Source organism: Mesorhizobium sp. C432A (genome assembly GCF_030323145.1).
Classification (GTDB): domain Bacteria; phylum Pseudomonadota; class Alphaproteobacteria; order Rhizobiales; family Rhizobiaceae; genus Mesorhizobium.
This window is the reverse complement of record NZ_CP100470.1, coordinates 3,464,165-3,482,407: the sequence shown is the minus strand read 5'-3', so window position 1 is coordinate 3,482,407 and position 18,243 is coordinate 3,464,165. Positions and strand designations below refer to the sequence as shown.

16 protein-coding genes are annotated in these 18,243 nt (G+C 64.3%); 7 read left to right on the top strand and 9 right to left on the bottom strand.

What is annotated here, in order from left to right:
* The first annotated feature begins 13 nt into the window (after window positions 1–13).
* From NLY33_RS16825 to NLY33_RS16810, 4 genes are read left to right on the top strand one after another with little or no spacing between them, the layout of a single operon-like run.
* A complete protein-coding gene (locus NLY33_RS16825; RefSeq protein ID WP_023706107.1) occupies window positions 14–2,467 on the top strand; it encodes a GcvT family protein in 2,454 nt (817 codons plus the stop codon).
* A complete protein-coding gene (locus NLY33_RS16820) occupies window positions 2,464–3,363 on the top strand; it encodes a homocysteine S-methyltransferase family protein (protein WP_023706108.1) in 900 nt (299 codons plus the stop codon). The genes NLY33_RS16825 and NLY33_RS16820 overlap by 4 nt, the downstream gene beginning before the upstream one ends.
* Entirely contained in the window at window positions 3,363–4,544 is a 1,182-nt protein-coding gene (locus NLY33_RS16815; RefSeq protein ID WP_023706109.1) for a pyridoxal phosphate-dependent aminotransferase, read from the top strand. Before NLY33_RS16820 ends, NLY33_RS16815 begins: the two co-directional genes overlap by 1 nt.
* The gene (locus NLY33_RS16810) at window positions 4,541–6,988 is read left to right on the top strand and encodes a GcvT family protein (RefSeq protein ID WP_023706110.1); all 2,448 of its coding nucleotides are present in this window, start codon (window positions 4,541–4,543) and stop codon (window positions 6,986–6,988) included. The genes NLY33_RS16815 and NLY33_RS16810 overlap by 4 nt, the downstream gene beginning before the upstream one ends.
* Window positions 6,989–7,158: 170 nt before the next feature.
* Here NLY33_RS16810 and NLY33_RS16805 read toward each other — a convergent pair whose 3' ends face one another.
* From NLY33_RS16805 to NLY33_RS16775, 7 genes are all read right to left on the bottom strand, one after another.
* Complete coding sequence (locus tag NLY33_RS16805; protein ID WP_023690990.1) at window positions 7,159–7,740, bottom strand: NAD(P)H-dependent oxidoreductase; 582 nt, start codon at window positions 7,738–7,740, stop codon at window positions 7,159–7,161.
* Entirely contained in the window at window positions 7,740–8,321 is a 582-nt protein-coding gene (locus tag NLY33_RS16800; protein WP_023700354.1) for an NAD(P)H-dependent oxidoreductase, read from the bottom strand. Before NLY33_RS16800 ends, NLY33_RS16805 begins: the two co-directional genes overlap by 1 nt.
* A gap of 282 nt (window positions 8,322–8,603) precedes the next feature.
* Entirely contained in the window at window positions 8,604–10,007 is a 1,404-nt protein-coding gene (locus NLY33_RS16795; RefSeq protein ID WP_031196359.1) for an FAD-binding oxidoreductase, read from the bottom strand.
* Window positions 10,007–11,308: a cytosine deaminase gene (locus tag NLY33_RS16790; RefSeq protein ID WP_023706112.1), complete on the bottom strand. Its 1,302-nt coding sequence runs from the start codon at window positions 11,306–11,308 to the stop codon at window positions 10,007–10,009. The genes NLY33_RS16795 and NLY33_RS16790 overlap by 1 nt, the downstream gene beginning before the upstream one ends.
* A 197-nt stretch (window positions 11,309–11,505) precedes the next feature.
* A complete protein-coding gene (locus NLY33_RS16785) occupies window positions 11,506–12,357 on the bottom strand; it encodes an ABC transporter permease (protein WP_023670772.1) in 852 nt (283 codons plus the stop codon).
* The gene (locus NLY33_RS16780; RefSeq protein WP_023706113.1) at window positions 12,344–13,168 is read right to left on the bottom strand and encodes an ABC transporter ATP-binding protein; all 825 of its coding nucleotides are present in this window, start codon (window positions 13,166–13,168) and stop codon (window positions 12,344–12,346) included. The genes NLY33_RS16785 and NLY33_RS16780 overlap by 14 nt, the downstream gene beginning before the upstream one ends.
* A gap of 2 nt (window positions 13,169–13,170) precedes the next feature.
* Window positions 13,171–14,175, bottom strand: coding sequence for an ABC transporter substrate-binding protein (locus NLY33_RS16775; protein WP_023670774.1), 1,005 nt, complete (start codon window positions 14,173–14,175; stop codon window positions 13,171–13,173).
* A 255-nt stretch (window positions 14,176–14,430) separates the two neighbouring features.
* Between NLY33_RS16775 and NLY33_RS16770 the strand changes: the two genes are divergently transcribed.
* Both NLY33_RS16770 and NLY33_RS16765 read left to right on the top strand, forming a co-directional pair.
* A complete protein-coding gene (locus tag NLY33_RS16770) occupies window positions 14,431–14,814 on the top strand; it encodes a RidA family protein (RefSeq protein ID WP_023670775.1) in 384 nt (127 codons plus the stop codon).
* A 53-nt stretch (window positions 14,815–14,867) separates the two neighbouring features.
* On the top strand, window positions 14,868–15,671 hold the full coding sequence (locus NLY33_RS16765) for a creatininase family protein (protein ID WP_023706114.1): 804 nt from the start codon (window positions 14,868–14,870) through the stop codon (window positions 15,669–15,671).
* A gap of 9 nt (window positions 15,672–15,680) precedes the next feature.
* Here the strand turns inward: NLY33_RS16765 and NLY33_RS16760 are convergent, their stop codons facing one another.
* Complete coding sequence (locus NLY33_RS16760; RefSeq protein WP_023706115.1) at window positions 15,681–16,190, bottom strand: tyrosine phosphatase family protein; 510 nt, start codon at window positions 16,188–16,190, stop codon at window positions 15,681–15,683.
* The gene (gene cobD / locus NLY33_RS16755) at window positions 16,187–17,242 is read right to left on the bottom strand and encodes a threonine-phosphate decarboxylase CobD (protein ID WP_023707848.1); all 1,056 of its coding nucleotides are present in this window, start codon (window positions 17,240–17,242) and stop codon (window positions 16,187–16,189) included. The genes NLY33_RS16760 and cobD overlap by 4 nt, the downstream gene beginning before the upstream one ends.
* Between cobD and cbiB the strand changes: the two genes are divergently transcribed.
* On the top strand, window positions 17,241–18,218 hold the full coding sequence (gene cbiB / locus NLY33_RS16750; RefSeq protein WP_023706117.1) for an adenosylcobinamide-phosphate synthase CbiB: 978 nt from the start codon (window positions 17,241–17,243) through the stop codon (window positions 18,216–18,218). The two genes, cobD and cbiB, sit on opposite strands and share 2 nt — an antisense overlap.
* The last annotated feature ends 25 nt before the right edge of the window (window positions 18,219–18,243 follow it).

Genomic DNA, 18,243 nt, shown 5'->3' with positions numbered 1-18,243 from the left:
AGGGGTTTCTAATATGGCCGGTTTGCCGACCACGGCACGCGTGGTGATCATCGGAGGCGGTGTCGTCGGCACCTCCTCGCTCTATCACCTTTGCAAGGCCGGCTGGACCGATTGCGTGCTGCTTGAAAAGAACGAGCTGACATCGGGCTCGACCTGGCATGCCGCCGGCAACGTGCCGACCTTCTCGTCGTCCTGGTCGCTGATGAACATGCAGCGCTATTCGACCGAGCTTTATCGCGGTCTCGCCGACGCGGTCGACTATCCCATGAACTACCACGTTACCGGCTCGCTCCGCCTCGCCCACACCAAGGAGCGCATGCAGGAGTTCCAGCGCGCCAAGGGCATGGGCCGCTACCAGGGCATGGACATCGACATTGTCGGCCCCGACGAGATCAAGCGCCGCTATCCCTTCATCGAGACGCATGAATTGAAAGGCGCGCTCTACGATCCGAACGACGGCGACATCGATCCGGCGCAGCTGACGCAGGCGCTGGCCAAGGGCGCACGCGACATGGGCGCCAGGATCGTCCGCTTCTGCCCGGTGTCAGGCGTGCGTCGCGACAACGACGAATGGGTGGTCGAGACGCCGCAAGGCGAAATCCGCTGCCAAATCGTCGTCAACGCCGCCGGCTACCGTGCCGCCGAAGTCGGCAAAATGTTCGGCCGCGACGTGCCGATGATGGTGATGAGCCACCAGTACATCTTGTTCGAGGAGATCCCCGAACTGGTGGCGTGGTCGAAGGAGCAGGGCAAGAAGCTGCCGCTGCTGCGCGACGTCGACACCTCCTACTATCTGCGCCAGGAAAAGAACGGCATGAATCTCGGCCCCTATGAGCGCAATTGCCGCGCGCATTGGGCAACCCACAACGACCCGATGCCGGAGGATTTTTCCTTCCAGCTCTTCCCCGACGATCTCGACCGTCTCGAGCACTACCTTGCCGATGCCGTCGCCCGCGTGCCGATTCTCGGCACTGCCGGCCTGTCCAAGGTGATCAACGGGCCGATCCCTTACGCGCCGGACGGCAATCCGCTGATCGGTCCGATGCCCGGCGTTCCCAACGCGTTCGAGGCCTGTGTCTTCACCTTCGGCATCGCCCAGGGCGGCGGCGCCGGCAAGGTGCTGGCCGAATGGGTGACGCAGGGCCAGACCGAATGGGACATGTGGTCTTGCGATCCGCGCCGTTTCACCAGCTTTGCGGCCGCCCCCGACTATAGCGTCGCCAAGGGCATGGAGATCTACGGCAACGAATACGCCATCCAGTTTCCGCGGCATGCCTGGCCGGCCGGGCGCGACCGCAAGCTGTCGCCGATCCACGATCGCATCAAGGCACTCGGCGCCCAGTTCGACGCCTATAATGGCTGGGAGCGTGCCACCTGGTATGCGCAACCCGGTGACGACACGTCGGAAGAAGCAACACTCACCTTCCGCCGCGACGGGCCGTGGCAGCACCGCGTGCGCGAAGAATGCCTGGCGGTGCGCGACGCCGCCGGCATTCTGGACCTGCCCGGCTTCTCGCGCTTCAACCTCGAAGGTCCTGGTGCAGCCGAATGGCTGGCGCTGCAGGTCACCGGCCTGGTGCCCAAGCCCGGCCGAATCGGCCTCGCCTATTTCGCCGACGACAAAGGCCGCATCGTCACCGAGATGTCGGTGGTGCGCCATGGCGAAGAGCAGATGACTCTGATCACCGCGGCGGTAGCGCAGTGGCACGATTTCGAATGGCTGAAGTCGCGCCTGCCGAAGGACGCAGCTTTCACCCTCACCGACAGGACCGAAGACTATTCGACGCAAATCCTCGCCGGCCCCAATTCGCGCAAGATCCTGGCCGAGGTCTGTGGCGCGGATCTCTCGCTGCCCTGGCTGACGCATCAGGAAACCACCATAGCCGGCCGCTGGGCGAAGCTGGTGCGGGTATCCTTCGCCGGCGAACTCGGCTGGGAAATCCACACCAAGGTGGGAGACACCGCCGCCATCTTCGACGCCGTCTGGACGGCGGGACAAAAACACGGTCTGAAACCGTTCGGCATGTATGCGCTGGATTCGCTGCGCCTCGAAAAGGGCTACCGGACCTGGAAGGGCGACCTGTCGACCGACTATACGGTCCTGCAGGGCGGGCTCGAGCGCTTCGTCAAATGGGACAAGCCCGACTTCCGCGGCAAGGCAGCCCTGCAGAACGAAAAGCAGCAAGGCGTGAAGAAGCGCTTCGTCACGCTGGTGGTCGAAAACCCAGGCGATTGCGACGCGCCGTCCGTGTCGACGCTCTGGCATGACGGCAAGATCGTCGGCGAGACGACGTCCGGCGGCTGGGGGCATCGCATCGACAAATCGATCGCGCTCGGCATGCTGCGCGCCGACCTGGCTGAACCCGATACCGCGATCGAGATTGAAATTTTTGGCGATCGTTTCAGGGCGGTCGTGCAGAAAGACGAGCCGCTGTGGGATCCGAAAAACGAAAGACTGAGAGCATGAAGAAAGTCATTCTCACCGATGGCGGCATGGGCCAGGAACTGGTCCGCCGCAGCAGCTCCGAGCCGACGCCGCTCTGGTCGGCCAGGGTGCTGATCGACGAGCCGGATCTGGTGCGTGACCTGCATGCCGAATTCATCCGGGCCGGCGCTCGCGTCATCACCATCAACACCTATTCGGCAACGCCGGAGCGGCTCGCGCGGGAAGGAGCAGAAGACCTCTTCAAGCCCTTGCAGAAGCGCGGCATCGAATTGGCAAGACAGGCACGCGAGGAGGCAGGCGATGCAGCGATCGCCGGCTGCCTGTCACCGCTGTTCGGCAGCTATGCGCCAGCGCTGACCATATCGTTCGAGGAGACGCTGGACATCTATCGCCGCATCGTCGCCGAGCAGACCGACGGCGTCGACCTGTTCCTGTGCGAGACCATGGCCTCAGCCGACGAAGGCCGTGCGGCCGTTACCGCTGCGTCGGAAAGCGGCAAACCTGTCTGGGTGTCTTGGACGCTCGCCGATCACGGCGCGCCGCAGCTGCGCAGCGGCGAAACAATAGCGGCAGCGGCGGACGCCCTCGACGGCCTGACGGTTGCAGCGCGCCTGGTGAATTGCTGCCGGCCAGAAGCGATCGCCGCGGCACTGCCCGAATTGATTGCTCTCGGCGGCCCGGTCGGCGCCTATGCCAATGGCTTCACCTCTGTCGAAGCGCTCAAGCATGGCGGAACGGTCGAAGTGCTGCACGCACGCCACGACCTTGATCCGGATGCCTATGCCGACCAGGCGCTCGGCTGGGTCGCCGCTGGCGCCACCATCGTCGGCGGCTGCTGCGAAGTCGGCCCTGCCCACATCGCCGCGTTGCGCGATCAGCTCGAACAGGCCGGCCACGAAATCTCGGGAGTATCCTGATGCCCAGACCCTCATCGCGCATTTCCGGCATCGTGCCTTCGGGCAAGGATGGCTGGGAGGTCCACACCGAGGCATGGGCCCGCAAGGAGGCCGGCCAGGACATCATCATGCTGTCGGTCGGCGACCATGATTTCGATACGCCGAGCCAGACGATCGAAGCCTGCGTGACGGCGGTTCGCGGCAGCAACCACCACTACACCCCGCTTCCCGGCGTTCCGCGCCTGCGCAGGGCGATGGCGGCGGCCTCGACCGCTTGCACCGGGGTCGAGACGGCACCTGACCAAGTCATCGCCACGCCGGGCGGCCAGGCTGCCCTTTACGCGGCCGTGCAGGCCGTTCTCGACCAGGGCGACCACGCTATCGTGGTGGCGCCCTACTACGCGACTTATCCCAACACGTTCAGCGCCGCCGGCGCCAGCTTCACCGTCGTCGAGACGCCGGCCGAGGACGGTTTCCAGCCGCACGCCGAGATGATCCGCGCGGCGCTCAAGCCCAACACGCGCGCCATTTTGATCAACACGCCGAACAACCCGACCGGCGCCGTCTATTCGCGTGAACGTCTGGAAGAGCTGGCCGAGATCTGCCGCGAGCACGATCTCTGGCTGCTGTCGGACGAGGTCTACTGGACGCTCGGCGGCGGCGAGCACATCTCGCCGCGCGGCCTGCCCGGCATGGCCGAGCGCACGCTGGTCATCAATTCGATGTCCAAGAGCCATGGCATGACCGGCTGGCGCATGGGCTGGCTGACCGGCCCGACGCAGATGATCACGCTGTTGACCAATCTCAATCTGGTGACGACCTACGGCCTGCCGGCCTTCATCTCGATCGCCTGCGCCGAGGCGCTGGAGAACCGCTATGGCGTGAAAGAGATCGCCGAACGCTATGCGGCGCGCCGCACCGTCCTGCTCGACGCCGTGCGCGGCATGAACAATATCAGCGTGCACGGCTCGGAGGGCGGCATGTATGTCATGCTCGACATCTCCGCCGTCGAGCCCGACGACGAGAAATTCGCCTGGGCCTTTCTCGACCAGGAGAGTGTCGGCGTCATGCCGGGTTCCAGCTTCGGCAAGGCCGCTGCCGGCCACATCCGCATCAGCCTCTGCCAACCGGAACCGGTGCTTCAGGAAGCCGCAAAACGCCTGCGCCGCTTCGCATCCGGCTATCGCCGCGAGGCCGCATGACCAGAAGCATTCCCACCAACGCCCGCGCGGTTATTATCGGCGGCGGTGTCTCCGGCTGTTCGGTCGCCTACCACCTGGCCAAGCTCGGCTGGACCGACATCGTGCTGCTGGAACGCAAGCAGCTGACCTCGGGAACGACCTGGCACGCCGCCGGCCTGATCGGCCAGCTGCGCGGCTCGCAGAACATGACGCGGCTGGCGAAATATTCGGCCGACCTCTACGTCAAGCTGGAAGCCGAAACGGAAGTCGGCACCGGCATGCGCCAGGTCGGCTCGATCACCGTGGCGCTGACCGAGGAGCGCAAGCACGAGATTTACCGGCAGGCCTCGCTCGCCCGCGCCTTCGATGTCGATGTGCGCGAGATTTCGCCGAACGAAGTCAAGGCAATGTACCCGCATCTCAACGTGTCCGACGTGGTCGGCGCCGTGCATCTGCCGCTCGACGGCCAGTGCGATCCCGCCAACATCGCCATGGCGCTGGCCAAGGGCGCCCGCCAGCGTGGCGCCGCCATCGTCGAGAATGTGAAGGTCACCAAGGTCCATACCAAGGCCGGTCGCGTCACCGGTGTGTCGTGGGCGCAAGGCGAGGATCAGGGAACGATCGAGGCCGACATCGTCGTCAACTGCGCCGGCATGTGGGCGCGCGAGCTCGGCGCCCAGAACGGCGTCACCATCCCGCTGCATGCCTGCGAACATTTTTATCTCGTCACCGAGCCGATCTCCGGACTCGGTCGTCTACCGGTGCTGCGCGTTCCCGATGAATGCGCCTACTACAAGGAAGACGCCGGCAAGATGATGCTCGGCGCCTTCGAGCCGGTGGCCAAGCCCTGGGGCATGGACGGCATAAGCGAGGATTTCTGCTTCGACCAGTTGCCGGAGGACATGGAGCATTTCGAGCCGATCCTCGAAATGGGCGTCAACCGCATGCCGATGCTGGCAACCGCCGGCATTCACACCTTCTTCAACGGCCCCGAAAGCTTTACCCCCGACGACCGCTACTATCTCGGCGAGGCCCCGGAGCTGTCGGGCTACTGGATGGCGACCGGCTACAATTCCATCGGCATCGTCTCGTCCGGCGGCGCCGGCATGGCGCTGGCGCAGTGGATCAATGACGGCGAAGCGCCCTTCGACCTCTGGGAAGTCGACATCCGCCGCGCCCAGCCGTTCCAGAAGAACCGTAGGTATCTCAAGGAGCGTGTCTCCGAAACACTCGGCCTGCTCTATGCGGATCACTTCCCCTACCGGCAGATGGCGACGTCCAGAAATGTCAGGCGCTCGCCCCTGCACGAACAGCTGAAGGCGCGCGGCGCCGTGTTCGGCGAAGTCGCCGGCTGGGAGCGCGCCAACTGGTTTGCGCGAGAGGGACAGGAGCGCGAATACCGCTATTCCTGGAAGCGGCAGAACTGGTTCGACAATCAGCGCGAGGAGCACCTGGCGGTCCGCAACAAGGTCGGCCTGTTCGACATGACCTCGTTCGGCAAGATCCGTGTCGAGGGCCGCGATGCCTGCGCGTTCCTGCAAAGGCTCTGCGCCAACGACATGGACGTGGCGCCGGGCAAGATCGTCTACACCCAGATGCTCAACCAGCGCGGCGGCATCGAGAGCGATCTTACCGTGTCGCGGCTGTCGGACACGGCCTATTTCCTCGTCGTACCGGGCGCGACGTTGCAACGCGATCTCGCCTGGCTGCGGCGGCATGTCGGCGAGGAATTCGTTGTCATCACCGATGTGACGGCGGCAGAAAGCGTGCTCTGCCTGATGGGTCCGGATGCGCGAAAGCTGATCCAGAAAGTCAGCCCTAACGATTTCTCCAACGAGAACAATCCGTTCGGCACCTTCCAGCAGATCGAGATCGGCATGGGCCTCGCCCGCGCCCACCGCGTCACCTATGTCGGCGAACTCGGCTGGGAGCTTTATGTCTCTACCGACCAGGCTGCCCATGTTTTCGAGGCGATCGATGAGGCGGGGGCGGATGTCGGCCTGAAACTTTGCGGCCTGCATACGCTCGATTCCTGTCGCATCGAAAAGGCGTTTCGGCATTTCGGCCACGACATCACCGACGAGGACAATGTGCTGGAGGCCGGCCTCGGCTTTGCGGTCAAAACCGCCAATGGCGAGTTCATCGGCCGCGATGCGGTGCTGAAGAAAAAAGAAGCCGGCCTGTCGCGCCGGCTGGTGCAGTTCCGGCTGAAGGACCCGCAGCCTCTGCTCTTCCACAACGAGGCGATCCTTCGCGACGGCAAGATCGTCGGCCCGATCACATCGGGGAATTACGGCCACCATCTCGGCGGCGCGATCGGGCTGGGCTATGTGCCCTGCCAGGGCGAGAGCGAGGCGGATGTGCTGGCCTCGTCCTATGAGATCGAGATCGCCGGCGAGCGTTTTGCGGCGGAAGCATCGCTGAAGCCGATGTACGATCCCAAGGCGGAACGGACGAGGATGTAGCACCTTTTTACCCTCCCCTTGTGGGGAGGGTCGGCTCGCAGTCGGAGCGAAGCGGCGATTGCGAGACGGGGTGGGGGGGTGCGCCCTACGAGACCCCCCACCCCGCTTCGGAAAAGCCGCCTTGCGGCATTTGCTGCGCGACCCTCCCCACAAGGGGAGGGTAAAGAAGCTCAAAACCGCTCCAGCTTCGCCCGCACCTTCACCAGAAACGCCGCCCTCGTCCTTGGCGTGGAGGCGTCCATCAGGTAGTGCGCCAGGAAAAACGTCCGACAGCGGCGGGCGCACAGCGCGCGCATACCGCGCAGCAAGGTCTTGCGGCCGGGCTGGCCGACGACGACGCTCCACCAGGTCGGCGCGCCGCAGGTGGTAATGACGCCGACCCTGGTGACATGTGTCATCAGCGACGTGATGCGCCCCTTGCCCAGCTTGAAGGCGACATCGGTCGCCCAGACCCGGTCGAGCCAGCCCTTCAGCATGGCCGGCAGCCCGTACCACCAGGTCGGATAGATGAACAGGATCGCCTCAGCCCAGGCGAGATGCTCGAAATGCGGTTTTAGGGCCGGATCCTCCGGCGCCCGCTCATTGTAGGCGCGTCGCTCTTCGCAGCCCATCACCGGATCGAATTTCTCCGCATAGAGGTCGAGCAGCCGCACCTCCCAGCCGCGTGCCTTCAGCACATCGACTGCGGCATCTCTGATGGCGGCGCAAAAGCTTTCGGGCACCGGATGGCAATAGACCACCAGCACGCGCATCAGAATTCATCCATCCCGGCCGCGACCTTGGCCATGAAGGCTGCCCGCGTCTCGTCGGTCGACAGGTTCATCGAATAATGCGCGAGGTAGGACACCGAGGCGCCGGGCCTGATCGTCGCGCGCAGCATCCGCTTGACCAATCTGCGTGGCGGATCGCCCATCAGCATGGCGCGGAAGCGGCTGCCGCCATAGGTGGTGACGGCGGTCAGCTTGCGGATGTTGTGGAGCGAAGGCTGCGCCTTGCCGTCGACCAATTTGAACGACACGCCGGGCAGAAACACGCGGTCGAAAAAGCCTTTCAGGATGGCCGGGAAGCCGTAGTTCCAGACGGGATATGACAGCACCAGCGCCTCGGCCTTGAGCAGCCGCTCGACATAGGGCGCGGCCGGGTCCGCAGGGCTGCGTTGGTTATGATAATCCAGCCTCTCCCCGCGCGTCAGCCTGGGGTCGAAATCCTCTGCATAGAGATCGCAATCGTCGACCTCATGGCCGGCGGCCGTCAGCCGCTCGACGATCGTGCGGTGCAGACCTGCATTGAAGCTGGTCTCCACCGGGTGTGCGTAGAGGACGAGGACTTTCATGGGAAATTGCTGGGGTCGGCGCGAGGCACCCCCCTCTGCCCTGCCGGGCATCTCCCCCTCAAGGGGGAGATTGGCAGCTTCTGCGCCGCGCCTTTCCTTTCGACGTTGTAGATAGGCTAAAGCGGCGGAGCGAATAATCTCCCCCCTTGAGGGGGGTGAGAAGTGGTCGGCGAAGCCGATGGGAAGCCAATTGCTTGGCTTTCCAAACGACGAACGCCCGAAGCGGCAGCGTAGGGCCTGCGCCGGCAGGACAGAGGGGGGTGCTCAAGCTCAAACCTCTGCTCATTCTGCTTTCTGCAACCCCTTGAACAAAAAAGTCCGGCCCGAGCGATAGTCGTAATCCGGATTTTCCCAGGCGATCATCTTGCCGGGATTGAGCAGGCCTTGCGGATCGGTCTCGCGCTTGAAGGCGAGCTGGATTTCATCCGTCTGCTTCATGCCGCCCTCTTCCAGCGTGTAGCGGTGCGGGTTGAAGATCGGGCAGCCATTCTCCTCATGCAGCCGGATGATTTCGTTGAGCCGCGCCTCGGTGGTGAATTTCACCAGCGGCAGGCCGAAGCAGGTGATGTTGCCGTCGAGGCGCACGAATTCGAGATGCGAAAAGACCTCGTTCGGAAACATCGCGTCCATCTTCTCCACCAGCGCCAGCTGGTTGGGAAACGGATAGAGCGATTGCAGATAGGTGATCGCGGGATCGACCCGCAGTGCCCTGAGCGTGGTGTGGTTCCACGCCAGTTCGAAGCCCGGCGGCAGGCCCTTTTTCTCTTCGTCCGTTGCCGTCGCCGCATTGAAGATGACTTCGCCGCCGGCGCGGCGGGTGAAGGCGAGGAACGCGTCTAGCCCATGCCGGGCAACCATGACGACGCAGATGCTTTGCCCGTCCCGGAAGAACTTCTGGTGGCGCTTGAAATAGAGCTGCGGCACGGGCGCGGCGATCGGCGTGATCAGCTTGGTCAGGATGCCGTCCTGGCGTGCCAGCGCGTTGCCGTAGCGGGCTGCCGGCATGAAAGCGTCGAAGCCGACGATCACGTCGGTCCATTCATAGGCTGCAGTCAGCGGCATCTCGACCTCGGTGATGATGCCGTTGGTGCCATAGGCGTGGGTGACCTTGTGCAGGTCCTCGCCGGCGAGTTCGAGCGCCTTCGGCTCCGCCTCCATAGTGACGACGCGCAGGCGCAGCACATTGCCGAAATCACGCAGACCGCCGAAATTGATCGAGCCAACGCCGCCCGAGCCGCCGGCGATGAAGCCGCCGATCGAGGCGGTGTTGTAGGTCGACGGCGACAGCCGCAGTTCCTGCCCGGAATGCGCGCGCGTCGCTCTGTCGATGTCGGCGAGGATCGCGCCCGGCCCGGTGACGACGCGGCCCGGCGCTATGGCCTTGATCTCGTTCATCTCGGCGAGGTTCAAAACCACGCCGCCCGACAGCGGCATCGCCTGGCCGTAATTGCCGGTGCCGCTGCCGCGCGGCGTCACCGGAACGCCATGACGGTGGCAAGCGGCAAGCACGCGGATCAGTTCGGCCTCGTTCCTGGGCGTCACGATCAGGTCGCCGGTGACGTGGTCGAGCTGCTGCTTCAGCACCGGGCTGTACCAGTAGAAGTCGCGGCTCTTCTGCTGGACGATGGCCGGATTGTCGTCGAGCTTTATCCCGTCGAGATCGCGTTTGAGCGCCGAAACATCCATCATTCCACCATCAGTTCGTCGAGCTCGGCATAGTCGGGCAATTGCCTGTCGATCGCTCGGCCGTTGCGCACGACGATGCGATCCGATTCGGGCCGCGACAGCAATTCCGTCCAGCTCCGCCCTTTGAAGACGATGAAATCGGCGCTGCCACCTGCTGCCAGTGTCCCGACACCGTCGAGCCGCATCACCTTGGCCGGCGTCGCCGCCACCGTCTGCGGCCAGTCGCCGACCGGATGATCGAAATGCAGGATGCGCGTCGCCATGCGGTAGACCTCCAGCATGTCGAGATCGCCATAGGCATAGAACGGATCGCGGGTGTTGTCGGAGGCGACCGCGACCGGGATGCCCCTCGCCTTCATCTCGTGCAGCAGCGTCACGCCGCGCCAGCGTGGCGTGGTCTGGTCGGCACGCCGGTCCTGCAGATAGAGATTGCACATTGGCAGCGACACCACCGCCAGCCGCGCCTTGGCCACCTTGTCGAGTGTATCCAGCACGTCGAGATCCGGCTGGCGCGCCAGCGAGCAGCAATGTCCCACCAGCATGTTGCCCTCAAAACCGTTCCACAGTGCCGCCTCGGCGATCTTCTTCAGCGATATCGCCGCGATGTCGTCGGTCTCGTCGGCGTGGAAATCGAGATCGAGCCCGTGCCTGTTCGCCTCGGCGAACACCTTGTCGAGAAGCTCTTCGAGATCCGGCACCATATAGGTGACGACGCCGAGCACGCCCTTGGCCGCAGCCACGCGCTTGGCCAGCCTCTCGAACCACTTTCTGTCGCGCACGCCTTCGATGCCGAGCAGGCAGGCTGCCTGCAATTCGATGCGGCCGCGCCATTTCTCCCGCATCGCCTCGAACACCGGCCAGGAGATTTCCTCCTGTGGCGGCACGCTGTCGAGATGCGTGCGCAGCGCCTTGGTGCCGTGCGCGTAGGCCGAGCGCAGCGAGAAATCCATGCGCCGCGCCACGTCCTCGGCGCTCCAGCGCGCTGCACGGTCGGCGCCGGTGGCATTGAGCGCGCCCATGAAACTGCCGTCGGGATTGGGTTTGCGCGGCCAGATATGGCCCTTGTCGATGTGGGTGTGGCAGTCGACGAAGCACGGCAGCACGATGCGGCCGGCAAGGTCGATGGCGGTGGCTGGCGCTTTTGATTTCTTGTGCGCGGCGATGGCTGAGGTCTTGCCATCGGCGACCGTTATGTCGGCCAGGGCGAAGCCGTCGCTGTCGTAAGTGGCGGCAAGGCCTGATGTCAGCGACCGGTGAAGGCGGACGTTTGTGAGATGGTACGAGCCAGAGGTCGGTATCAAGGACCGCCCCCTCTGCCCTGCCGGGCATCTCCCCCTCAAGGGGGGAGATTGGCAGCTTTTCCGACAGCACCCGTCTTCCAACGTCGATAATTGGCGAAATCCCGGATGACGTCCAATCTCCCCCCTTGAGGGGGAGATGGCCGGCAGGCCAGAGGGGGGTGTTTCGCGCCAGCATCTCAATCACGTCACCCAACCCCCTACCGCTCCTGCTTCAGCGCGCTCTCGTGCCAGCGGCGCAGGATGAGATGCGACACCAGCGACAGCACCAGGAAGATCAATATGCCGGTGAGCGAGATCAGGATCAGCGCCGCGAACAGCCTTGGCGCGTTGAGGCGGTAGCCGGCCTCGATGATGCGCGACGCCAGCCCCGACGACTGCCCCTGCGCGCCGGCGACGAACTCGGCCACCACGGCGCCGATCAGCGACAGGCCGCCGGCTATCTTCAAGCCTCCTAGAAAATACGGCATGGCCGCCGGCAGTCTGAGATAGCGCAATTGCTGCCAGCGCGTCGCGCCGTTGAGCTTGAACATGTCGCGCAGATTGCGGTCGACCGAATTGAGGCCGAGCGTGGTGTTGGACAGGATCGGGAAGAACGCGACGATCCAGGCGCAAAGCAAAAGCTTCACCGTCTGGTTGTCCACATAGATGTTGATGAGCGGGAAGACCGCCACGATCGGTGTTACCTGCAGCACGATGGCGAAGGGAAAGAACGACATCTCCACCCATTTCGATTGCGCAAACAGCACCGCCAGTCCGACGCCGCCGACGACCGCGAGCAGCAGGCTGAGAAAGGTTATGCGCAACGTGACCAGCAGCGCGGAGAACAGGAGCCCCGCATCGCTATAGAGCGTCCACAGCACCACGCCGGGGCGCGGCAGGATATATTGCGGGATCGCGTTCCACACGCAAATGCGGTCCCACAGCCAGATCGCCAGGATCATGATCGCCAAAGGCAAGACCCACCGGCCGATCCGCTCCAGCCGCTCCTGGCGTACGCGGCCCGCCTCTTCCGCGTCGAGCGTTGCGGCATTCTGGTCAATGGCCGTCATGGTGCGGTCCGGCTGATGTGTTGATGGCGTTGACCAGGATGTCCGAGGCCTGGCGGCAGAGCGCGGCATAGTCGGGCGAAGTGCGGAAAACCTCGTCTCGCGGATAGGAGGCGTCGATGGCAAGCTCGGCATGGACGCGGCCCGGCCGCGCCGCCATGACGACGACGCGGTTGGACAGGAACACGCTTTCGAAGACGCTGTGGGTGACGAAGACGACGGTGAAGCGCTCGTCCTGCCACAGCTCCAGAAGGTCGTTGTTGAGCTTGAAGCGGGTGATCTCGTCGAGGGCGGCGAACGGCTCGTCCATCAACAGAATGCGCGGCTTCGTCACCATCGCGCGTGCGATCGAGACGCGCATCTTCATCCCGCCGGAAAGCTCGCGCGGCACGGCGTTTTCGAAACCGGTCAGGTGCACCCGCTCCAGCATCTCCGTCACCACCGGCGCCGCCTTGGCACGCGACACGCCTTTCAGCCTGAGCGGCAGCCAGACATTGTCGAAGACATCGGCCCAAGGCAGCAGCGTCGGTTCCTGGAAGACGAAGCCGATATTGGCGCGGTCGATCGAACCGCCCCAGTCGAGCTGACCGGATGTCGGCGTCGACAGGCCCGCGATCAGCCTCAACGCCGTCGACTTGCCGCAGCCGGACGGCCCGAGCAGGCTGACAAAATCGCCCTCGCGGATGGCGAGATCGACGTCGCTCAATGCAGTCACGCCATTGGAAAACACCTTGCCGACATGGCGCAGCGTCAGCAGCATCGGGCCTTCACCCGATGCCGTCATGGGCGCCTGCGCCATCTTTTCCAGCTTCACGATTACTTCTTCAGCTCGATTCCGACACCTTTGTTGATGAAGGCCAGCGTATAGGCCTTCTTGATATCGATGCCCTCGGGCGTGACCTTGGCCTTGACCATCTTGTCATAGAAGCTCTTGATCCGGTCTTCGTTCATGGCGCCGATGCCGAGCTTTTCGGTGTCGCCGGAATCGGCCAGGCCGAACTTCTTCATCTGCTCGATCGAGAAGGCAATCTGCTCGTCGCTCATGTCGGGATTGTCTTTCTTGATCATCTCGTTGGCGGCCTTGTTGTCGCCGTAGAGGTAGTTGTACCAGCCCTTGGCCGAGCCATCGACGAAGCACTGGACCACCTCCGGCCGCTTGTCGATCGTGTCCTGCATCACCTCGATCGTCGTCGAATAGGTGTCCCAGCCATAGTCGGCGAGCAGGAACTGGTTGGGCACGAAGCCGCCTTCCTTCTTGACCGCAAAAGGTTCCGAGGTGACGTAACCCTGCTGGATCGACTTCTTGTTGGCCAGGAATGGAGCGGTGTTGTAGGTGTAGGGCACGCGCTTGGCGGCATCGAAACCGAGTTCGATGACCATCCACTGGAAGAAGGTCTGGACGCCCTCGTCGCCGAGAATGTACTGGTCGGCGTTCTTCAAATCCTCCCACTTGTCCAGCCCCTGCCCCGGGTGGGACATGATGACTTGAGGGTCCTTCTGGAAATCGGCGGCGACGACGCGCATCGGGATGCCCTGCTGGACGGCGTCGAAAGCCGACAGCAGATTGCCGCCCATGTAGAAATCGAGCTTGCCGGCCAGCAGCAGCGGCCGCCCGCTGACCTGCGGACCTCCCTGCGAAATCGTCACGTCGAGGCCACATGCAGCGTAGGTGCCGTCGGCGACGGCCTGGTAGTAGCCGCCATGCTCGGGCTCGGCCAGCCAGTTGGTGCCGAAGGTGACCTTCTCGTTTGCTGCCGCGCCGAACGTGCCGGCTCCAAGCAGCGCGACCGCAAGCGCTGAAATCTTCTGTTTTCCGTACATCGACACCACCCTTTGTTGGCTCCGGAGCGTCACGCGCCGGGCTCGACACCATTGATCCAAGAAGCAAGACACATGCCACCGCCCGGGCCGCCTGCTTGCGCGGCAGTCACTGCCAACACCGGACGGGTCATGCTGTGCGGGAGGCATCGTGCCTATTTTTTGGACGCCTGTCCACAATCGCCCTTGTGCCATGCACCACATCTTGAACGTACTATCGGTCACGTCTTAGGCTGGTCTCGCAGACAGGAGATTGCCATGTTCAGATACCTCGCGCCGAAGTCGATCAAGCCGCCTTTCGCCCGCTACAGCCACGGCGTCGAGGTGCCGCCAGGCAAGCGGCTGGTTCTGTGCTCCGGCCAGGTCGCGATCACGGCGGACGACCAGATCCCCGAGGATGCCGGCGCGCAGGCCGAGCTCTGCTTTCAAAACATAGCGGCGATTCTGGCTGAAGCCGGGCTGGGGCTAGGCGACATCGTGCGCATAAACGCCTACGTCACCGACCGCGCCTTTCTGCGGCCCTATATGGACGTCCGCGACCGCTTGTTTGCCAGCCCCGCGCCCGCCTCGACGCTGATGATCGTGTCAGGCTTTGCGCGGCCGGAGTTCAAGGTCGAGGTCGAGGCGATTGCGGCTGGGTGATCGACAGGCGACGTTTGGCGCGCTAGGTCTCCCTCACAGTCAAGAGGCATGACATGACCGTTGCAAACAGACGCGTTTGGTGGGGCGACTACCGGACCACCGAATACGCCGCGATCGATCCGGAGGCGACGATTGCCGTGCTGCCGGTGGCGGCGATCGAGCAGCACGGCCCGCATCTGCCTGTATCAACCGATACCTCGATCATGAACGGCATGCTGGAGACGGTCATCGCCCGCCTGCCCGGCGATCTCGACATCCGCATCCTGCCGGTCCAAACGGTCGGCAAGTCGAACGAGCATCTGCAGGCGCCGGGCACGCTCACCCTGCCGGCGGCCACCCTGGTCGATGCCTGGACCGAGCTTGGCCTGTCCGTTGCCCGCGCAGGCGTAAGGAAACTGATCGTCGTCAACTCGCATGGCGGCAATGAAGAGATCATGGGCATCGTCACGCGCGAGCTGCGCGTGCGTGAGAGGATGCTGGCGGTGAAGACCAGCTGGCAGCGCTTCGGCCGCCCCGCCGGCATGTACACCGAGCTGGAAGACCGCCATGGCATCCATGGCGGCGACGTCGAGACCTCGTTGATGCTGCATTTTCGCCCGGAGTTAGTCGACATGGCCAAGGCCGACAATTTCGCCTCCAAGGTCGCCCGCGCCGAAACCGAATTTGCGCTGCTGCGCCACACCGGAACGCACGCTTTCGCCTGGATCGCTGGGGATCTCAACCCCAACGGCGTGGTCGGCGATGCCAGCATTGCCACGGCCGAGAAAGGCCGACTGACGGCGGAGCATCAGGCCAACGGCTTCATCACCCTGTTGAAGGATGTGCGCAAGGCGAAGCTTGCCGACTGGCTGGCATAGCGGGCCGCCTTAGCCGTCGATCTTCAACACGAAAGGCGTACCCTCAAAAGCATCGGCGCCGCGTCCGATCGCCTCGATCGCTTCGATCATGCGGCCTTGTCGTGAGAGCAGAGCATCCGCGACGGCGATCAACCGTGGATTGGGTGTCGCCGAGGGCGAAAGCTTCCGCAATGTCTGCGCAAGTTCGACTTCGTCGCGCTTCGGGGCGAGCGCCGCCGCAATGATATAGGCCGAGGCGGTCGAGCGGCTGATGCCGGCATAGCAATGGACGACCATGGGTTTGGCGCGGTCCCATTTCCGGGCGAAATCGAGCAGATTGCGCACATGGTCTTCGCCGGGCATGGTCATGCCGTCCTGCGCCACCGCGATGTCGTGCATGACCAGATGCAGGTGGTTTTCCCTCGCGATTGAGGCCGGCCGCGTCACCTCGGTGCCGGCAGCGAGCAGCGACAGCACGCGCTCGGCGCCGCTTTTGGCCACCGTCTCCTCAAGCTTTGCCAGCGAACAGATATGGATCATGGCGCGATCTCCTTCGACCCATCGTCGCGCCGTGCGTGCCAGTCGGCAAGCGCCGATTCGAGCCGCTGCCATTCCTCCTGACTTCCAGGCAGCCCCGCGCGGAGCACCTGGGGACGCTCGGAAAAATGCCTGAGCAATATGCCGCGCTCACCGAGCGTCGAAAACAGCCCCGGTGCATCGGCAAGCCGGAGATAGCGAAACAGCGTCGTGCCGCCGGCGACAGCAACGCCAAAGCGCGAAAGCAGTGCATCGAGCCGCGCCGCATCCTGCGCCAGCCGCCGCCGCATGCCGGCCTGCCAGCCGCTGTCGGCAAGCGCGCGGATGCCGTATTCGAGCGCTGGGCCGGCGACCGCCCAAGGGCCGAATTGCGTTTCAAGCCTTTCGACCGTCACCGCATCGGAAAGTGCGAAGCCGAGCCGCAGGCCGGCGAGACCGAAGAACTTGCCAAACGAGCGCAGCACGACGATGCCGCCCCGCCCGACATCGCCGGCCAGGCTTTCCGCGTGCGGGCCGACATCCATGAAGGCTTCGTCGACGACCAGCAGACCGCCTATGGCGCGCAATGTCTCGGCAAGCCGAAGCAGCCTCTCCCGCGACACGACGCGCCCGTCGGGATTGTTGGGATTGACGACGATGGCAATTTCGGCTCCCGCAAGCGCCTCGAAATCGTCGACCTCCGCCACCGCATGGCCGGCAATCGCGGCGGCCCTGGCATGCTCGGCATAGGTCGGCCCGAGCACCAGCGCCTTGCCGGGGCTGACCAGCGAGGCGACGCGCGGCAGCAGGATCTGCGTGCCCGGGGCGACCGCCACATTCTCGGCCGAAGGCGCGCCATAGGCGCCGGCCGCGACCCTGGCCAGCTCACACAGGCGCGCGGCCTCCGGCAATCGTGACAGGGCGGTGGCGGGCAGCTCGAAAAGCGGGTAGGAGTGCGGATTGATACCTGTCGAGAGATCGACGAAAGGTTGTGGCGCGTGAGGGAAGAGCGCCCTCGCCCGGCCAAGGGATCCACCGTGATCCACCACAGTAATCGCTCCATCAGAAAGCTTCATGTCGATCCTGATCGCTTTCCTGTCGCTGGCCATCGAACGCATCCTGGGTTACCCGGACTGGCTGTTCCGTGCCGTCGGCCATCCCGTCACCTGGTTCGGCAGGCTGATAGCCTTTCTCGACCTCAGGCTCAACCGCGACACTGATTCCGACGCGCTGCGTCGCCGCCGCAGCGTGCAGGCGCTGCTGGTGATCGTGCTGGTGCCGGCGGCAATCGCCTTCATCGTGCAAATCCTGCTCTGGCAGCTCTTTCCTGCCGGCATGATCATCACGGCAATCCTGGCCTCGTCGCTGCTGTCGCAAAAGAGCCTTACCGAACATGTCGAGGCGGTGGCCGATTCGCTGGATACCGGCGGGCTGGCGCTCGGCCGCATTGCGGTTGCGCGCATCGTCGGTCGCGATCCAGAGAAGCTCGACCATGCCGGCGTCAGCCGCGCCGCCATCGAAAGCCTGGCCGAGAATTTCTCCGACGGCATCGTTGCGCCCGCCTTCTGGACAGGTGTCTGCGGTCTGGCCGGCGGCGTGGCCTACAAGGCCGCCAACACCGCCGATTCGATGATCGGCCACCGCACCCCGCACCACGAGGCCTTCGGCCGCGCGGCAGCACTCTTCGACGACTGGATCAACCTGCCGGCGTCCCGGCTGACCGCGTTGCTGATCGTTGCCGCCGCCTTTCTCGTTGACGGCGCCGATCCCCGCAACGCCTGGCAAGCAGTGCGGCGCGACGCCAAAAAGCACCGCTCGCCCAATGCCGGCTGGCCGGAAGCGGCAATGGCCGGCGCACTCGGCCTGGCGCTCGCCGGCCCGCGCAGCTATGGCGGCGTCATCATCGAGGACGCCTATATGGGCGAAGGCGGTAGGCGCGCGGCGGAAAGCCAGGACATCAGGCAGGCGCTGAAATTGTACCAGGTGGCGGACTATCTGCTGATTGGGCTGTTCGGGTTGCTGTCGGCGGTGCTTATCGCGGTGACGTTCTGAGAGCTTACCGTCGCCTTCCTTTACC